Here is a 16957-nt window from a genome sequence, read left to right as displayed (position 1 = left end):
GCGGCTTGCCGCACTTATCAAATAAAAACCCGGCATTGCCGCTCTTTCGCTGGCTTCAGCGATGCGGTAATGCCGGGTCTTTTTATACGGAATTCCTATTTCGATTGCTGCGTTTGCAGCTGTTCCAGCTCCTGCGCAACCTTGTCGATCATTTGAATAAACGCCGACAGCTCTTGCGAACTCGCGGCTTGTCCGACCGCCAGCTGAAGAGTCTGCTTGCTGCCGTTCTCGACCTGCGCGAGCGATTTGTAGATGGAGCCCAATTTGGATTGAATCACATCCAGAGACTGCTTCGAGTTCGCAGCCAGCTTGCGGATTTCGTTCGCCACCACCGCGAAGCCGCGACCTTCGTCGCCTGCCCGAGCCGCTTCGATCGAAGCGTTCAAGCCGATGAGGTGCGTCTGGTCGGACACTTCCTTCATCGTTGAGCCGAGCTCGCCGATATCGTGTACCTGACGGTGAAGCTCCTGAACATGCTCATTCGAGCTGCGCTGCAAATCCGCCGTATGCAGTGCCGTCTCCGACATGCTGCGGCTGCTGTCATTCAGCTCTGCGATCATCGTCGTAAGCTCCTGAACCGCTGAATTGATCCGGACCAGCATATGCTCCTTCTCATCGGCCAACTGCTGGATTTTCCCCTTCTCGCCTTCTTCATACGCTTCCAGCACAAGCTGCGAATCGAAATTGAACATCTTGGTTAGCGCCAGTACAATAGCCGTCCAGTTCGCCGGCTCCGCTTGCTTGATTCGTCTCGTCGCCAAATCCAGGTAGAGCATATAAGTGCCGAGGTACCAGTTCGTCGTTAATCCGATGCGGGAATGGATACCCCCGATATGAATACGCCTCGCGATGAACGGCTCGTCAATGAGACCGTCCGTCAACGATTGAAAGTACCAACGTTGCGTTTCCTTCAATCTGTCCAGCGTGCTGTGCTTTTGAATAATAGCCGCAAGCTCCGGTTCCTGCAGCAGCCGTTCATACAGCTCGTCGACCACTTCGTTCGTAATGCTGCGGAATAGCGCTTGTTGATCATGCATGAGAGCCAGATCCTCTTCACCAATCCCGATATACGACAGCTGACGCCGTCTGCTGTCTGTCAACCGGATGCGCTGCTGTCCGCTTGCTGAGGCTCCCTTGATGTTTACATTCACTCCGAATTCCTCCAATTGAAATACATGATCTAAACCTATATATCGGAAAATTTCGGCCCTTGTTTAGATTGACAGCAGTCCGTATGTTATGCTTGTAATTGTCAAACTGGCAGGAAAAGATGACAGTCTTACGTTGAACGGAGGTCTACGAATGAGCGCTCACTATTCCATTCGCGAGTATCGCGAGCAATACGATATGATCCAGCTGTCCGAACAGCTGACGGCTTCATCTGTAACCCTATGCCCGGAACGGGGCGGCATTGCCATTAGCTGCAAGCTGAATGACACGGAGCTTTTTTACTTGGACGAGAGCACATTCTTGGACCCGAATGCCAACATCCGCGGCGGCAATCCGATACTGTTCCCGATCAGCGGGCAGCTGGCAAACAGCCAATATGAATGGAACGGCCAGACGTACAAGATGCGCAACCATGGCGTTGCCCGTACGTCCGCCTGGGAAACCGTCTCCCGCTCGGACGAAGGACAAGCCTCCGTCACGCTGCGGCTGACGAGCAATGCCTCGACCCGTGAATCGTATCCGTTCGACTTCGAACTCGATTTCACCTATTCGCTTCGCGGCGGTAAGCTCTATATCGAGCAGAGCTACCGCAATACCGGTTCCGAGCCCATGCCGATGTATCCCGGATTTCACCCCTATTTTACAGCCGAGGACAAAAATATCGCTTACGAAACCGACGCCTCGCGGTATATCGACTACAACGACATGATCGAGAAGCCGTTCACCGGCTCCATCGATCTAAGCGGCCTTGTCGAATCGGTTACGCTGCTCGATCCGGTCAGACCGGAAATTGCTTTCCCTGTCTCAGGCGGACATACCGTGCGCATGACGTACAGCAGCCATTTCAAATATGTCGTTCTATGGTCCGTAGAAGGCAAGCCCTTCATCTGTGTGGAGCCATGGATGGCGAAGACGGGCGAACTGAACGCCCAGCAAGAGCTTGTCATCGTACAGCCGGGAGAAACACTGCTCGCTGCGCTGACGATAGAATTGGCAGAGTAAGCTGGGCATTATAACGGAATCCGGCGAATAGAATTCGGTGCTTCAACCATAATAAGGACGGATCAATCCTATGCAAGGAGGCTTTATGCCATGAGTCCGTCCACTCCGCAGAAGCATCAGGTGCTTCCGCCGCAGCATCAGAACCGTCAGCCCGGCATCGAATCGGAGATGAATCCTCTCCCCGCCTTCGAATCACCGTCCTATAAACCCGCCGGCAAGCTTCAAGGCAAAGCCGCATTAATTACCGGCGGCGACAGCGGCATCGGCCGAGCAGCAGCCGTTGCCTTCGCGAAGGAAGGCGCCGATGTCGCCATCATCTATCTCGATGAACACAGCGATGCGCTCGCGACGAAGACGCTTATTGAAGGCGCAGGCCGCCGATGTCTGCTGCTGCCGGGAGACATCGGCGACGAATCATTCTGCAAGCAAGCAGTCGAGCAGACCAAAGAAACGCTCGGCGGCATCGATATACTCGTGAACAACTCGGCTGAGCAGCACCCGCTTCAGCAATTCGAGCAAATAACCGCCGAGCAGCTCGAGCGCACATTCAAGACGAACGTCTTCGGCATGTTCTATTTGACCAAAGCTGCCATTCCGCTGCTGAAGCCAGGTACCGCCATTATTAACACCGCATCGATAACCGCGTACAAAGGTAATCCGCTGCTCATCGACTACTCAGCGACCAAAGGCGCAATCGTCGCCTTCACGCGTTCGCTCGCCGTCCATCTGGTGGACCGCGGCATCCGTGTCAACGGCGTCGCGCCTGGTCCGGTCTGGACGCCGCTCATCCCGGCGTCCTTCGATGCCCAGCAAGTGTCCGAGTTCGGTTCGGACACGCCGATGAAGCGGCCCGGCCAGCCTTATGAGATGGCTGCCGCTTATGTCTATCTTGCCTGCGACGATTCCTCCTACATGACCGGCCAGATGATCCATCTGAACGGCGGTGAAATCGTCAACGGATAGCCGGCGGCGGATGCAGCAACATACAGACTGCCTATTATAAAAACGGGAGCCGATCTTAACGGATCGGCTCCCGTTTTGGTCATCTATCCTGTTACGCGAATATGAAAACACTGAGCTCCACGTCTTTGAACACGGCTCCGCCTTGATCGCTAGTTAACAGCATCGAGAAAATATTTTAACTACTAGTTAAATTTACCGCCTTTTAATTTGCAACAATCGTTCCTAAGTGCCCGTTTCATTAATTAATCTACATAGGAGGCCATCCACAATGAAACAATCCAAACAAAAGAAACGGAACAGTGTCATTGTCGCAGGAGTTCTTGTAATGGGTTTGGCATTGACCGGCTGTTCAGAAGCAAATGAACCTGTTGTTAAAAATAGTACTCCTTCTTCCAACGCGGTTAATACGATCGCCGCTGTTAAATACAATACGAATCCCGACGGCAGCTCCAAAATCATTGGATCCGAATTAGTCAAAGGATTCCGGTTTCCGGTTCAATCGCTTGGCGGACTTACGGACAAAGCAGATCTTATCGTTATCGGTACCGTAATCGATGAGGGGAAGAACGTTAAAGTCTCTTTATCCGATGGTTCGAGTACTGATTCGCTGCAAACCAAACTCAAAAGCAAAGGCGGAGAGTTTACCTTCGATGCGGCTCAACAAAAGGTTAAGATTCATGAAGTTCTGTACGGAAACCCTGACCTGAAAGAGATTACTTATAGCCAGCTTGGCGTTATCGGCAATGATGATGGTCAGACGAAAGTAAAACAGAATAAAAAATATTTGTTCGTGCTCAAGAAAGATCCAATCAGAGACGTATATGCATCCGTTTCGTTCGAAGAAGGCGTGTATTTGATCGACGAGAAGGACAAAGTAAAATCAATGTCAGCGAATCTTGAGTTGTCTAAATACGATACGTTGGATTTAAAAGTCCTGAAGGATGACCTGAAGAAAGCAAAAAAATAAAATTCCTCTTCAGCTCCGCCCGCAGGCGGGGCTTCTGCTCGTACGCCCCACGGCTTGTCCGCCAACCAAATTCTCTCTTCAGCCGAATGCGTTCAATATCGGTTCTTGTCACCGCTCTTAAATTCGGCTATAGTAATATTAACAACCGAAAGTTAAACCGATTAAACTTTCGTCTTTTAACAAGCCAATACCGTTTCGGCGCTCTCCGTATTTGTTTGTGATTGTACCGAACATCGGGATTTTTTTAACGATAAAAGTTAAACCGATTAAACTTTCGACAAGGAAGGAAATCCGCCCTCTGATGAAAATAAACATTCATGACGTCGCTCGCCGGTCGGGCTTGTCAGTCGTTACCGTATCGCGGGTGTTGAACGGCTCTGCTTCCGTGAGGGAGCGCAATCGGCAAAAGGTGCTCGATGCCGTGCAGGAGCTCGGATATCGGCCGCATTCCGCCGCACGCTCGCTGTCCAGCGGCAAGACCGGCATCATCGGCGTAATCGTCGGGACGCTTCAGGATACGTTCTTCGATACGATCGTACAGCAATTGAACGAAACGTTGGCGCACCATGGCTACTATCTCGCTCTCTCCGTTACTCACGGCGGTACGGACCATGACGGCGGGCACTATTTGATTCAAGAGGACCGAGTCGACGGCATCATCCTGCTGTCCCCTACGGAAGAGACGGCCAGGATTGCTGAATTGACCCGTCGCGGCATCCCTTACGTGCTCATTGATCACCAGCTTCCCGAACATGACGAATGGTCGGTTACCGTCAACAACTATACCGGAGGCCAAGCGGCCGCGCGGCACCTGCTTGAACTCGGCCACCGGTCCATTGCTCATCTGAGCGGCAGCGGGCTCTACCGCAGCACCCTTGAGCGGCGCAGCGGCTTCCTGGATGAAATGCACAGCGCAGGGGTCGAGCCCTTCGAACTGGTTGCAGGCGATTACGCCGTTCAATTCGGCTACGATACAGCACGAAGATGGATCGACGAACAACGTCTCCCTACCGCGGTCTTCGCCGGCGACGACCACATCGCCTTCGGCGTCATTAACGCCTTGACGGAGGCGGGCTTACGAGTGCCTGCCGACGTGTCGGTCGTCGGCTTCGACGATCAGTCGCTCGCTTCTCAGCTGCGGCCATATTTGACGACTGTGAAGCAGCCTGCGGCGGCAATCGGGGTCGCGGCCGCCGATATGCTGCTGTCCCGCATCGGCGGAGAAACCGTCAGCAGCCCAATCAAGCTGGAACCAGAGTTAATTATCCGGCAATCAGCGTCTATTCCGAGAAAGGAGCAAGGTCTATGAAATACTATCTAGGCATCGACAGCGGCGGCAGCAAAACATACGCCCTGCTGACCGATTCGCAAGGCAACGTTCTCGGCAAGGGCAAAGGGGGTCCCGGCAATCATCAGAACGGGCGGGATGAAGCGGCGCAAAGCATCCGCGAGGCGGCCGGGCAAGCGCTGCGGCAAGCCAGACTCCGTCATGACGAGATCGCTCATGTCTGCTTCGGCTTGGCAGGGGCAGACCGCGAGACCGATTACCGCATTCTTCGCCCGCTCGTCTCATCGCTTGGCTATCCCCGCTGGTCCATCGAGTGCGATACGCTGATCGGATTCCGTGCTGGTTCCTCGAAGCCGTACGGCATTGGCGTTATTGGCGGAACGGGAACGAACTGTGTCGGCATCAACGGTGACGGCGTACAATTTCAGTGCGGCGGCTTCAGCTACATGTACGGCGACTTCGGAGGCGGCGGTGCGCTTAACATCGAAGTATTCCGTTCCGTCATCCGGGCATGGGACGGCCGGGAGCAGCCTACGGCGCTCACGCCGCTGCTGCTCGAGTTGCTGAATTATCCAAGTGTCGAGGCGATGTACGACGACTTCCTCGATCACGATTTGTCCGTTCCGCTCGACGCAGCCCGACTTCTCTTCCCTGCCGCCTCGCAGGGCGACGCTGTCGCCATCGAGATCTTGACGAAACAAGGGATCGAATTCGGCAAGTCGGTTGCTTCCGTCGTACGCCGTCTTGGCATGCACGATGCGGCATTCGACGTCGTATTGGCCGGAAGCCTGCTGACGCGAGGCGATTCCGGCGGTTGGATTCGCGGGCCGATTGAGCAAGCGCTGCATGCAGAAGCGCCGAATGCGCAAGTCGTCACGTTAGCGACGGAGCCCGTCGTTGGCGCCGTATGGCGCGCGATGGAGGCGGACGGCCAAGCCGTCAATCCTGCCGCAGCGGCGGCTATGCGAAAGTTCAGTGACTTCGAGCTTATCCCGCTTTTGGCATCAACTACTACCGAACGGAAAGGATCTGGAGCGAATGACGAACAAGACGGGCACTAACGGACTCAAAATCGCGGTCATCGGAGGCGGCTCCTCATATACACCGGAGCTTGTGGAAGGATTCATTCAGCATTACGATCAGTTACCGGTCCGCGAGCTATGGCTGGTCGACATCGATGCCGGACTCCATAAATTAAACATTGTCGGCGCACTGGCGAAACGGATGGTCGAACGGTCGGGACTGCCCATTGCCGTCCACTTAACGACTGACCGCAGACGGGCGATCGAAGGCGCCGACTTCGTCAGCACGCAAATGCGCGTCGGCATGTTGGATGCGCGCGGCAGGGACGAGACGATCCCGCTCCGTTATGGCGTCATCGGCCAGGAGACGACCGGTCCGGGCGGCATGCTGAAGGCGCTTCGTACCATTCCGGTGCTGCTCGACATTTGCAAAGATATCGAGGAGCTTGCGCCGAACGCTTGGCTGCTTAATTTTACTAACCCTGCAGGCATGGTCACGGAAGCCATCCAACGCTACTCCAATGTGCGCAGCATCGGACTGTGCAATGCTCCGATCGGGCTGCTGAAATGGCTGTCGGGCAAGTACAGCGTACCTACCGACCGTATCTATGCTGAATTCGTCGGGTTGAATCATCTGCACTGGATTACGCGAGTCGAGGTCGACGGTGAAGAACAGATTGCCTCGCTGCTGCGTGATGATGACAGCTACAGCGCCAAGAACGTTCCGCAGCAGGGCTGGAACCCGGAATTTCTGCGGACGCTCGGCGCGCTTCCCTCTTACTATTTGAAATATTTCTACATGACGGATCAAATGCTGGCCGAGCAGCAAGCGGCACTGCTGAAGGACGGCATCCGCGCCGAGGTCGTCAAGCGCGTCGAAGACGAACTGTTCCAGCTGTATGCTGATCCGGCGCTCGCCGAGAAGCCGAAGCAGCTCGAGCTGCGCGGCGGTGCGTATTATTCCGAAGCTGCCGTCAATTTGATGGTATCGCTGTATAACGGCCGCAACGACATTCAGACGCTGAACGTCGCGAACCAAGGCGTGCTCGATTTTCTGCCGGACGATGCGTGCATTGAGGTCAACTGCGTCGTCACGAAGAGCGGTCCGATGCCGCTGCCGGTCAAGAACGTGCCGCTGCAGGCGAAAGGTCTCATTCATGCCGTCAAAACGTACGAGCAACTGGCTATTCAAGCAGCTGTTACCGGCGACCGTGGAACGGCGCTTCAGGCGATGGCTCATCATCCGCTCGTTCCGTCGGTCAACACCGCCGTGGCGCTGCTGGACGAGATGTTGGAAGCAAACCGTCCTTATTTGCCTCGTTTCTTCGCCTAACAATAAAGCCGTATACCAGCGACGATCCAATCGTCACTGGTATACGGCTTTTCTTTTCAAGCTACCACCTGCGGCGGTGGTCGCTGCGAAGATCCGGTCCCCCTAAGCTGGACAGACGTTCGCTTGCCTCTTTATAAATCCGGATAATATGCTGCACCTTGCTGAACTCCTCGTCGTCTGGACCATAGCCTTCCATAAACATTTTCTCAATAATGTCCTTGAATAGGTTAAGCCGGTCATCGATTATCATCTGTTCGTTGGCCACAATCTCCTCGAACGTATGCGATTCAATGTAGTCTTCGAGCGGATCTTGTTCATTGTCTTCGTCTAGGCGGGTTCGGTCTTGTCCATTCAGCCTGCCGCTTGCAGCCGCTTCTGCTTCCTGCAGATCAATAGAGGTCTGAAGCCCGGACAACGCAATATTCTCACGGGCGAGCATGAGATGAAAATCTTTGTTCCGCAGAAGTTCGGCAATGACGAGCCGGCACGTCTCCCGATTTCCAAGCAGTATGCCGTCGAACGGATGAAGTGTCCACCTTCCGTCCATGCAGTACAAATTGAAGTTGAACATGGCACTCCCGTACCGGTATTCGATCTGAATGTGCGAATCGTCAACGATTTCGAACGCGAAATCTAGCATGGCTCCGCTCCTTCCGGGCAAACTGTTTGTAAAATTATGACATACCTTACCTGACATCTTTACGCCGCTCCGGGCTATACGGTAAAGTATAGGAGCAATACATATTTAATGAACGGAGTGTCGCCATGAAGTTTATGCGCGAGAATAAATTGAATCTATGGCTTGGCGTTCTCGTTCTTGTGAACATCGCTATCGCTTTCGCCTACCTTCGCCTTAACCCCTAACCGCCTTATGCGGTCGACAACCGCTCTCCACGTACCCGTTCCGTGCAGACTAACGTTACTGGCAGCAAGAAAGGCTGGCCCGCAGCCGCGCATCGGCGTCTTACGGATCAGCCCTTCTTGGTGTGCTTGAACAAATGTGCATGAGCCGGATCGTTCAGCTCGGCAATCGCCTCTGCCCGTTCGCTGCTTGCCACAACGATCAGAATAACGATCAGGCAGCCTAGTACAATGGAGAGCACCATGAGCCTCCCTCATTTCGCCGACGGCTTTTAGGCCATTATATGTGCGAGTTCGGGCAAATATGACGGCTCATCGCGTCCGTGCGATGCCTAACTGTCAAGCTGTCAAGCTGACCTGTCTCTAGAGCACCGAGTTAGCCGAGCAGCGAGCTAAGCGCATTATCGGTCTGCGCCTGATTAAGCGCCGGGGTCGAAGACCCGTCCGAGCCATGGCCGAGACGGTTTGCCAGCTGCGTGTTGATCGTCGTCATTTTGTTCGTATAGTCGTTGCAGCTATCAATAATACGGCGGTTCGACTGCTCCGACATATCGATTGCAGCCATCAAATCGGTAATCGCCGAATTGACTGCTTCCATGGACATTGCAGGCTTAGCCAGCAAATCGTTCGTGCGCTCCGTCGTCTGGCGAAGCAGACGGGCGTTCTCTTGGAATTGGCTTTCAATCGTCTTGTTCGTCGCATCTACGGCGCTAATCACTTTCTCCTGGTCGTTCAAGGCAAGAGCGATCATCGCAGATACCGTGATCAAGTTCGACGTCTTATCGATCGCGTTATTGACCGAATCGATCAGCTTGTCGTTGTTATCGTTAATAATGTCGGTTGCCGCAATCGCTTGGTTGTATAGCATAATCATTTCGGTCATCGACTGAATGCGCGTAACGACCTTGCGCAATCCGCGCTCAAGCTGAGCCTTCCGTCCTTCGTTCTCCGGCCTAGCAATCTCTTGCTCGAACATCCCTTTCAGCTTCTCGCCGAACGCGATCTTCGTCTGCAGCGCATAGATCTGCTCCAGCGAGTTGCGCTTCAGCTGGCGCATGTTGACGATGCTTTCTTCCAGCGTATCCTTGCCGTCGCGAAGCGAGTTAATGATCACTTCGACGTTCGTTTTCACCGATTGGTACTTGTAAACGTAGTTTTTCAGCGGGCTCTTACGGATGAGCTTACCGATAAACCCGACGTTCTTGCTGCTTTGCAGCGATTCGCACTCACCGCGAAGCTTAAGTATATTGTTCGAAACTTCCGCGCGGCTTCCGCCCATCAGATCATTAACCGGACGGTCGAGCAGCTTCAGCGTCTGGCCTGCCTTCTCCTGCGTCTTCATCCCCAGCTTGCCAATCTCGTCCATCAATGAATCAAGCTGCACGGAATCGGTATTCGCCACTTGGCTGAACAAGCGGGATGCATCCTGCCTTACCTGCACTTCGTCTTCCTTCGTAAGCTGTACAAGTGGTGGTGTCGTCGACATCTTGTGTTCCTCCTTCGCGATTAAAGCTCGGACTGGTTGTAACGCTGATGGATCAGTTCCGCTTTCGATTGAAGCTCGATCAGATCCTTATGTTCAATCGTAGATACGATCGCCGATATTTTGGAATTGACGTCTTTCAATCCGTTCAAAAGCATCCGGCGGTTCTGCTGTTTCAGTTCTCCGCTAAGCCGGAGGAACGGGTTAATAACACCGTTCAGATCCTTCAGAATAAGCCGGCGGATCGTATGGTTGATGTTGTTATCGCCTAACTGGTCCAACAATGGGATAACACGCTGTACGCGGGCGAACAACGCCAGTGACTTGTCGACGATCTCGCTGTCCAGATTGTTCTTCTGGCCTTCCGAAATAATCATATCTTCAAGCACTTGCAAATACTCGACGACCGGACCGAACCCTTCCGGCAACTGCTGTTGCGGAGCTGGCGATCCTGCTTGCGGCTGACGCGTCTGCGACTGTGGTGCGGCATGAGGCGGTGCAGCGTTGAAGCTCGGTTGCGCTGCGCCTTGCGTGCGGTTCTGCGGCTGCAGCTGGTTCGGCAGCGGACCGCCGCTTACCGGGTAAGGCGCATTCTGGCCTGCCGGAGGGGCTGGCGGAATCCGCTTCGTCACGAGACTGCCGACGACGGCTCCAATTGCTGGGATAAACAACGACAACAGCTCTGGCAGCATAAAACTGGTAATAAGGGCAGCGACATAACCGACAGCGGCGCCGATCAGCGTATTTTTCACGGGCGTTTCCTCCAAATAACTTGTTGGTCTCTCTCTCACTATTGTAGAAATCGCCGTCAATGCTGTCAATGCGACCGGCTAATGCCGCATCGGCAACCCTCCCCGCCGCGCACATCGGCTGGTGCATCACTTCTAGTGTCACACCGGCACCTTTACCTCACTAACAGACGCTCTTGCATCACTTTTTGTGTCACAACAGCACCTTTACCTCGTTCCCGAACGCTGCTGCACCACTATCACTATCGCTATTATTAGCATTACCGGCTGACCGATTGACTAATACGTTGATCAAAAGTTTGCATCCGCATCGACAGCTCGATGTGGCTCGTCATAATGCCGTACTCCGGCACGAGCGGGCCGATCTTTCCGCCGAGCGCCGCCTTGACGCCCAAGTACGGAAAGTTAATGCCAGTCAGGCAAGTAGCATGCAATCCGCCGGACATGCGGGGATTGATCTCGAGCAGCTTCGGCACACCGCCGGTGCAGCGCATTTGGATATTGTAGTTGAAAGGAATCCGGTACGTCTCCGCCACACGATGAGCGATCGCAATCAGCTCGGCATCCTGCTCCAGCACACGCAGCCTGCCGTCGGCCTTCCGGCGCGGAACTGCTGCCAGCAGCGCGCCATCACGGTCAGCCAGACAATCAATGCTGTACTCCGGCCCTTCCAGCAGCTCCATGACCATCAATTCCGGGAAGCTTTCGACCCGCGATAAGATCGCATACGCTTCCTCGAACGTCAGCTCATTCGTGACGTAACCGAACAAATCGGCAAGCGCGTTCCGATTGTCGTTAAGGATGCGGAATCCGAGCCCGCCCTCCGAATCAGTTGGCTTGAAGCAGATACGGTACCCTTCCGACGTTAACCGTTCATACGCCCGCTTGAAGCCCTCCGCATCGGTCACCACTTCGTAGGCAGGCACCTCCATAATGCCCGTCCCGCGAACTTCCTCGTAGAACTTGTCCTTCACCGTCAGCTTCTCCAGCAGTTCCACGTCGCGGCAGACGGTCACGGTCGTGCCGATCTCGTCGAACCTGCCGATATTTCGAGCGATATCCAGCATCCGAAGCCGCGGAATGAAGACGTCGATCTCGTGCCCCCGGCAGAAATCGACGAGGAAATCGATGTACGCCGTTCCTTCCAGCACCGGCTCAGTCGTCGCATAATCGGCTGCCTGCAGCGCCATGTGGGTGGCATCAGGATGCGTCCCGTACAGCTTGAACTTCACGCCGTCCTCGTTATTGCGGATACTGTTCATGTAATGATAGGCGACGGAAAACCAGCGGTTAAAATAAACCCGTAATTCCTGCTTGTTCTTCATGACGATCGCTCCCCCTGCGATTAGTGGCTTCTAACGGTATGTATAGCCTATGGACCAGACCTCGACATACAGCGCCGAACAGCACGTTGCCGAAGTGCTGCCTTCGTTTCTGTCGTTACCGGCGATCTTATCCCGGTACTGTACCCGTCTTCCGCTTGCCTGCCGGCATAGACGCTTTATCCAGCTTCGACTGCGCGAAGGCAACAATATCCTCTCCCGCGAACAGCCCTGAACGCTCCGTGAAAGTCCAATGGCCCATCTGACCCGTCTCCTGATAGATGCGGTACAGCTCTCCATGTGCCGGAGCAACCGCATAATCGGCCGACTCCAGCAAGCTCCGGTCCAGCAAAGAGTCGCCTGAAGCAATCAGCTCCGCTTCCGGATGCCGGTGCCGGATATAAGCAACGGCATCCCGCTTATTCACGGCAGCCGGTACGATGTACACCTTGCGTCCCTGCACCGACAGCTCCCAGCCGAGCGCAGCAAGCTCCGCTGCACGTTCCCTCACCGCCTCAAGAGGCATCCGGTCGCGATCCATCAAATACACGTAGAACAAATCGTCACACAGCCGCTCATCCAGCACCCAGTCCGAACTAACGACCGGCGCGAACAGACGGCGCGCTTCATCCGGCGAGCATGCGCTTCCCCGCAGCCGCTCGGCGACCATCTTCCTCCACTGCATATCCGGTTCGCCGCCGACTAATACGTTGCCGCCATTGCTCGTAATGGCGTAGGACGGCACGATATGCCGCTGGAACACATCGATCCGGCGGTACTGCTCCATCGTGCGCGTCGTCACCGGTACGAACAGGAGCTTCCCCGACAGTTCCTTCAGCGCCGCCATTTCGGCATCAGACATAAAAGAGGCCGACTTGCCGCCGATCGTCTCGACGACGCTGATGCCCGCCGTATCTTCTGGAACGGCCATCGACCTCCTGGAGAAGATCAGCGTCATATCCAGATCGCTTGCATAGATCATAACTTACCTTAGCCCTCCTTCGGCGCCATCGGCTTTATAATGCCGCAGCAGGAGTAGGCGAGGCCCGGGAACTCCTCGACCGGAACGCCCCGCTCCTCAGCCAGCAGCAAAATATGCCGCAGATGCGGATTATCGAGACGGTCGACGAGCACCTTCCACGGAACCCGTCGCAGCAGTACCCTGCTTGTCTCCCCGACACCCGGCTTCACGAGATTCATGTCGGCAATGCCATAGGCAGACTGCACCTTCTCGATATCGGCCAGTCCCCGCCAGGTAGCCCGCTCCGCCTGTTCGCTTCCACTGGCCGCATTGCGCATTCTCTCATCCGCATCCAACGAAGCCGCTTCCGCCACTTCGTCCCAGTGCTGCTCAATCCGCTCCACGAACCGGTTCGACTGGTCGATATCCAGCCAATGACCATAATATTTAGCACCGTGAAAATCATCCGGCCCGATCAATCCCGGCTTCAACACCGTCCGGCTTACAAGCCCGGACACCGTCGCATTCAAGCATGCGCTCGGAATGAGATAATCTTCGCGCGTTCCGAACGTCTCCGAGCAATAGCCCGGATCGGCCAGCACCGCCAAATCGTCGTTCAACCGGATGCCATACCGCGACTCGAACTCCCGGCATGCTTCGATCAACGTACGCCGAATCGCTCCCTTGCCCGTCCATCCGTCGACGAACTGCAGGTCGGCATCTGCTCCATGCTGCTGCAATATATACAGCAATGCATTCTCATCAATGCCCTTGCCCCGAATGATCGAAATGCTATAGTGCGGGAGCGCTATGCCATACTGCCGCTCGATGTACCGCTTGATCAGCACGCCGACCGGCGTGCCTGCCCTCGCCAACGAGACGAGCACGCAGCGCAGTCCGCGTTTGCGGACGATTAGCTCCGCGACAGCCGCAACACCTTGCGCCACTAGCGCCGACGACTGCTCCAGCGTCTCGTGGAACAGACGCAAGTAACGATCTGACGGCTCGTACTCCGCCGGGAGCATCTCCGAATAATGCACGCCCGATTGAATCGCTTCTTCCTTGTCCTCCGTCGGCATTTCCAGCTTGGCATCCTGCAAATCCTTCAGCAGAAACGTCACATCGGAAGGCGCATAGCTGCCCATTGGATCCGGCGGTGCGATAATACGGTCGAACAACCGGCTTTCACCCTTTCGCCCGGCTCCCGCTGCCCCAACGCCTGTGCAGATAACGACATGGATCGTACCGCATTCGATTCCGCGGAACGCTTCCAGCAGAGATGACAGCCGGTCCAGAGACATTTCCCTCTCCAGCAAAATCATAACCTCATCGTACTTATAAGCACCGGTATTATATAAATAAAGACGGACGCTCGCATCATCCGGCGACAAGAACGTTATACCGTCGCGTACGGCATACTCCGGATTCGTCAGCGGGTGAATCGGACTTCGCGTCGTCGATTGATAATACACCTGTTCTCCAAGCTCGGCGGCCACCCGCATCGGCACATACATGAATTCGCCGGTGCCAACGACGAGTGTCCTTCCCCCGTCCCGGCGCAGCGGCCGAAGCTGCGCGGCAGCCCGGTGAATGGCTTGATCAGCCGCATCACGCTCGGAACCGTCAATGCCGAACCGGCCGGTCTGCCTCATATAAGGCGCATCATCGGTGCGGCCAGCCGAATCGGCCGATACGGCCGCCACCGGCTCAAACACGTCTTCGAGCCGATGCCAACGAACGGCCGGCCTTGCCGCAGGACGGTTCCCGGCCGGCTGCTCCGGCGCCTTCCCTTCCGGGAAAGCAGCGCCTTCGACCTTGATCGTGCCGCGATACAGACAGATCGTCTCGATCGAGATGCCGAATTCCTTCTCCATCGCAGCGAATGCCGCTTCCGCTTCTTCGCTGCGCCAATCGAGCAATGCGGCAACGATATAACGCTTGCGCGGAAACTTCGCATGCATGTCGCGGATCAAATTGAGCGTCGTCTTGCCGGTTGTCATCTCGTCATCGACGAAGACGACGGCATCGCCGTCGGTCAGGAAGCTTTGCTGCTCCGCATACCCCCGGTGAGCCGTCGCGTGCGAATGTTCCTCCTCGAACTGAAAGACAGGCTTCCGGTCTATAAGAAGCTCGCGTGTTGTATGCATATAGGCCGCCGGTTCCCCGATCGCCTCGAACATCGCATGCCCGAGCGCCGTCGCCGTCTCGGCGAAGCCAAGCAGTTTAACCGGCACCGGCAGGTTAAGCCTCTCCTTAATGAGCTGCCGATACATAGCCGGCGCTTCCGCCGGATCGGATAGTCCTCTCAATGTCGCTTGAAGCAGCGGCGACAGCTCCTCTTCCCGCTCTGGCTGCATATGGCGCGCGAGCAGAACGGCCAGCGCATAGCCGGCGAGCAGCGACGTATGCGGATCGATCGGGATATGTTTGCCGAGCAGCTTGCTGACGAACAGAAACGACCGTTTCGGATTGTTGCGCGCCGCCATGCCGAACAACTGGCGGATCGGCAAGCCGAACGGGTTGTCCTTCTCCGTTACGGTCACCTTCAAGCTGCCGGCAATGTTATAAACGTGCGTAGCCTTGCTCCCGGAATAAGGCTGTGTAGCGTTGTTGAACATTCAGCACCCCGTATATTTTCGCCCTCGTCACCATTTTCCTCGCCCAATGATAATGCGGCTTCATTTCGTTCATTTTGTTCGCGTACTCGCTCTTAATCACGCCAATGCTGCCATCGCTATTCGCGAGAATTGCGCATGCATCCGCGTATTCCTCATGCGTCACCGCGTACATCGCCTGCACCGGACGAAGCTGCGACGGATGAATCACCGTTTTGCCGATAATGCCGTTCTCCTTATCGAGCCATATCTCGCGCATAAAAGCGCTGAGACCGTCCTCCGTCCGGTAATGGTGATGAGGTAGTCCGAGCTCGGGGAGCAGCGTATCCCGCAGCACCGCATCCCGAAGCGGCGCCAGTGCGAAACGATCATACCCCGATTCAAAATACTCCCATACCGGTCCCGAAATGACATACCCGTCCTCCGCGCGGCCGAATACGTTCACGATATCGGCGATGCAATCGCGAATCGCGGCAATATCGTATACCGTCAACTCCGGAGAGCGCCTCAACCCGAACAAGCTGGAGAAATCGGTTGCCCCGATCCGAACATTCAGCACATATGGACGATAGCGGTCGAGCAGGCTCTTTGTATCAATCAGTACTTGATGCCGGGTCTCCCGGTAAATGATCGCAGCGGTCTCCAGCACCGGCATGCCGTATAACGGCGGCTCGCCTTGCTGCCTTCCGCGATTGAAGCAATCGAGAATCTCGAAATATAGACTGCCGTTATCCGGCGTAAACTTCGGAAAAACAAAGCCGGTCAATACGTGGGCCGAATCGTGCACCTGCTCAAGCAGCCGCTTCATCTGCTCCGCCGAGCGCACCCGGATGAACAGAAGGGGCAGACGGTCATGCATTAGCAAGCCGCTCTCCAGCGCCATCGCGATACGAGCCAAATGCTGCACAACGGCAGCTTCCGCCGCCTCGACCTGGAGGTCTCCGACCGCATCTTCAAGATCCATAATAGCTGTAATAAGTCCCTTTAATTTGCCTGTAATAATTTCGCTGGCGATCGTTGTTCTCGTCGCCGGCATATAGAGTGCCGCGCCTAATGCATACGCCAGCTCTTCCTTCGGCGATCGGTTCGTAAACGAGACGGGAGGGGAATAAAACAAATTCCGCTCTTCTTCTTCAGACAACTCTACAAAGTATCGCATAGCAACCGCTCCTCCCTTCTCCCCGGCATTGTCCGGAATCCCTGTTGCCCGCCAATACGAAC

The 16957-nt window shown here is 55.3% G+C and carries 15 protein-coding genes and 1 pseudogene; 6 read left to right on the top strand and 10 right to left on the bottom strand.

Translation table 11 applies throughout. The annotated features are described in order from the left end of the window. Positions 1 to 95: 95 nt before the first annotated feature. Positions 96 to 1151, bottom strand: coding sequence for a globin-coupled sensor protein (locus PKO01S_RS08365; protein ID WP_127530876.1), 1056 nt, complete (start codon positions 1149 to 1151; stop codon positions 96 to 98). 151 nt (positions 1152 to 1302) lie between these two features. Here PKO01S_RS08365 and PKO01S_RS08360 point away from each other — a divergent pair, with 151 nt between their 5' ends. The 6 genes from PKO01S_RS08360 (at position 1303) to PKO01S_RS08335 (ending at position 7745) form a co-directional block, all read left to right on the top strand. Beyond that, positions 1303 to 2172 carry an aldose epimerase family protein gene (locus PKO01S_RS08360; protein ID WP_127530875.1) on the top strand — a complete coding sequence of 290 codons (870 nt, stop codon included), beginning with the start codon at positions 1303 to 1305 and terminating at the stop codon, positions 2170 to 2172. A gap of 90 nt (positions 2173 to 2262) precedes the next feature. Next, complete coding sequence (locus PKO01S_RS08355) at positions 2263 to 3135, top strand: SDR family oxidoreductase (protein WP_127530874.1); 873 nt, start codon at positions 2263 to 2265, stop codon at positions 3133 to 3135. A 268-nt stretch (positions 3136 to 3403) separates the two neighbouring features. Then, the gene (locus PKO01S_RS08350) at positions 3404 to 4102 is read left to right on the top strand and encodes a hypothetical protein (protein ID WP_127530873.1); all 699 of its coding nucleotides are present in this window, start codon (positions 3404 to 3406) and stop codon (positions 4100 to 4102) included. A gap of 301 nt (positions 4103 to 4403) precedes the next feature. Beyond that, complete coding sequence (locus tag PKO01S_RS08345) at positions 4404 to 5411, top strand: LacI family DNA-binding transcriptional regulator (protein ID WP_127530872.1); 1008 nt, start codon at positions 4404 to 4406, stop codon at positions 5409 to 5411. Continuing rightward, positions 5408 to 6451: an N-acetylglucosamine kinase gene (locus PKO01S_RS08340; RefSeq protein WP_127530871.1), complete on the top strand. Its 1044-nt coding sequence runs from the start codon at positions 5408 to 5410 to the stop codon at positions 6449 to 6451. Before PKO01S_RS08345 ends, PKO01S_RS08340 begins: the two co-directional genes overlap by 4 nt. Next, positions 6429 to 7745 carry a 6-phospho-beta-glucosidase gene (locus PKO01S_RS08335; protein ID WP_127530870.1) on the top strand — a complete coding sequence of 439 codons (1317 nt, stop codon included), beginning with the start codon at positions 6429 to 6431 and terminating at the stop codon, positions 7743 to 7745. Before PKO01S_RS08340 ends, PKO01S_RS08335 begins: the two co-directional genes overlap by 23 nt. Before the next feature lie 61 nt (positions 7746 to 7806). Here the strand turns inward: PKO01S_RS08335 and PKO01S_RS08330 are convergent, their stop codons facing one another. From PKO01S_RS08330 to PKO01S_RS08300, 9 genes and pseudogenes are all read right to left on the bottom strand, one after another. Then, positions 7807 to 8385: a hypothetical protein gene (locus PKO01S_RS08330; RefSeq protein ID WP_127530869.1), complete on the bottom strand. Its 579-nt coding sequence runs from the start codon at positions 8383 to 8385 to the stop codon at positions 7807 to 7809. Between the two features lie 331 nt (positions 8386 to 8716). Continuing rightward, positions 8717 to 8851: a hypothetical protein gene (locus PKO01S_RS29595; RefSeq protein WP_281278838.1), complete on the bottom strand. Its 135-nt coding sequence runs from the start codon at positions 8849 to 8851 to the stop codon at positions 8717 to 8719. 131 nt (positions 8852 to 8982) lie between these two features. Then, positions 8983 to 10092 (bottom strand): toxic anion resistance protein, encoded by a 1110-nt coding sequence (locus PKO01S_RS08325; RefSeq protein WP_127530868.1) that lies wholly within the window; start codon positions 10090 to 10092, stop codon positions 8983 to 8985. Positions 10093 to 10112: 20 nt separating this feature from the next. Continuing rightward, complete coding sequence (locus tag PKO01S_RS08320) at positions 10113 to 10841, bottom strand: polyadenylate binding domain-containing protein (RefSeq protein WP_127530867.1); 729 nt, start codon at positions 10839 to 10841, stop codon at positions 10113 to 10115. Positions 10842 to 11098: 257 nt separating this feature from the next. Continuing rightward, positions 11099 to 12163, bottom strand: a complete 1065-nt coding sequence (locus tag PKO01S_RS08315; protein WP_127530866.1) for an ATP-grasp domain-containing protein — start codon at positions 12161 to 12163, stop codon at positions 11099 to 11101. Between the two features lie 127 nt (positions 12164 to 12290). After that, the gene (locus PKO01S_RS08310; RefSeq protein WP_127530865.1) at positions 12291 to 13142 is read right to left on the bottom strand and encodes an HAD family hydrolase; all 852 of its coding nucleotides are present in this window, start codon (positions 13140 to 13142) and stop codon (positions 12291 to 12293) included. Positions 13143 to 13150: 8 nt separating this feature from the next. Then, a complete protein-coding gene (locus tag PKO01S_RS29315; RefSeq protein ID WP_246070496.1) occupies positions 13151 to 14266 on the bottom strand; it encodes a cysteine protease StiP family protein in 1116 nt (371 codons plus the stop codon). Positions 14267 to 14398: 132 nt separating this feature from the next. After that, a pseudogene (locus tag PKO01S_RS29310) lies at positions 14399 to 15607 on the bottom strand (phosphoribosyltransferase family protein); the annotation flags it as partial. Positions 15608 to 15683: 76 nt separating this feature from the next. After that, positions 15684 to 16895 carry an HpcH/HpaI aldolase/citrate lyase family protein gene (locus PKO01S_RS08300; RefSeq protein ID WP_127530863.1) on the bottom strand — a complete coding sequence of 404 codons (1212 nt, stop codon included), beginning with the start codon at positions 16893 to 16895 and terminating at the stop codon, positions 15684 to 15686. Positions 16896 to 16957: the final 62 nt, after the last annotated feature.

The organism is Paenibacillus kobensis NBRC 15729, assembly GCF_004000825.1.
Taxonomy (GTDB): domain Bacteria; phylum Bacillota; class Bacilli; order Paenibacillales; family Paenibacillaceae; genus Paenibacillus_T; species Paenibacillus_T kobensis.
Note: the sequence above shows the minus strand (reverse complement) of the source record. Positions and strands in the feature narration are given on the sequence as shown.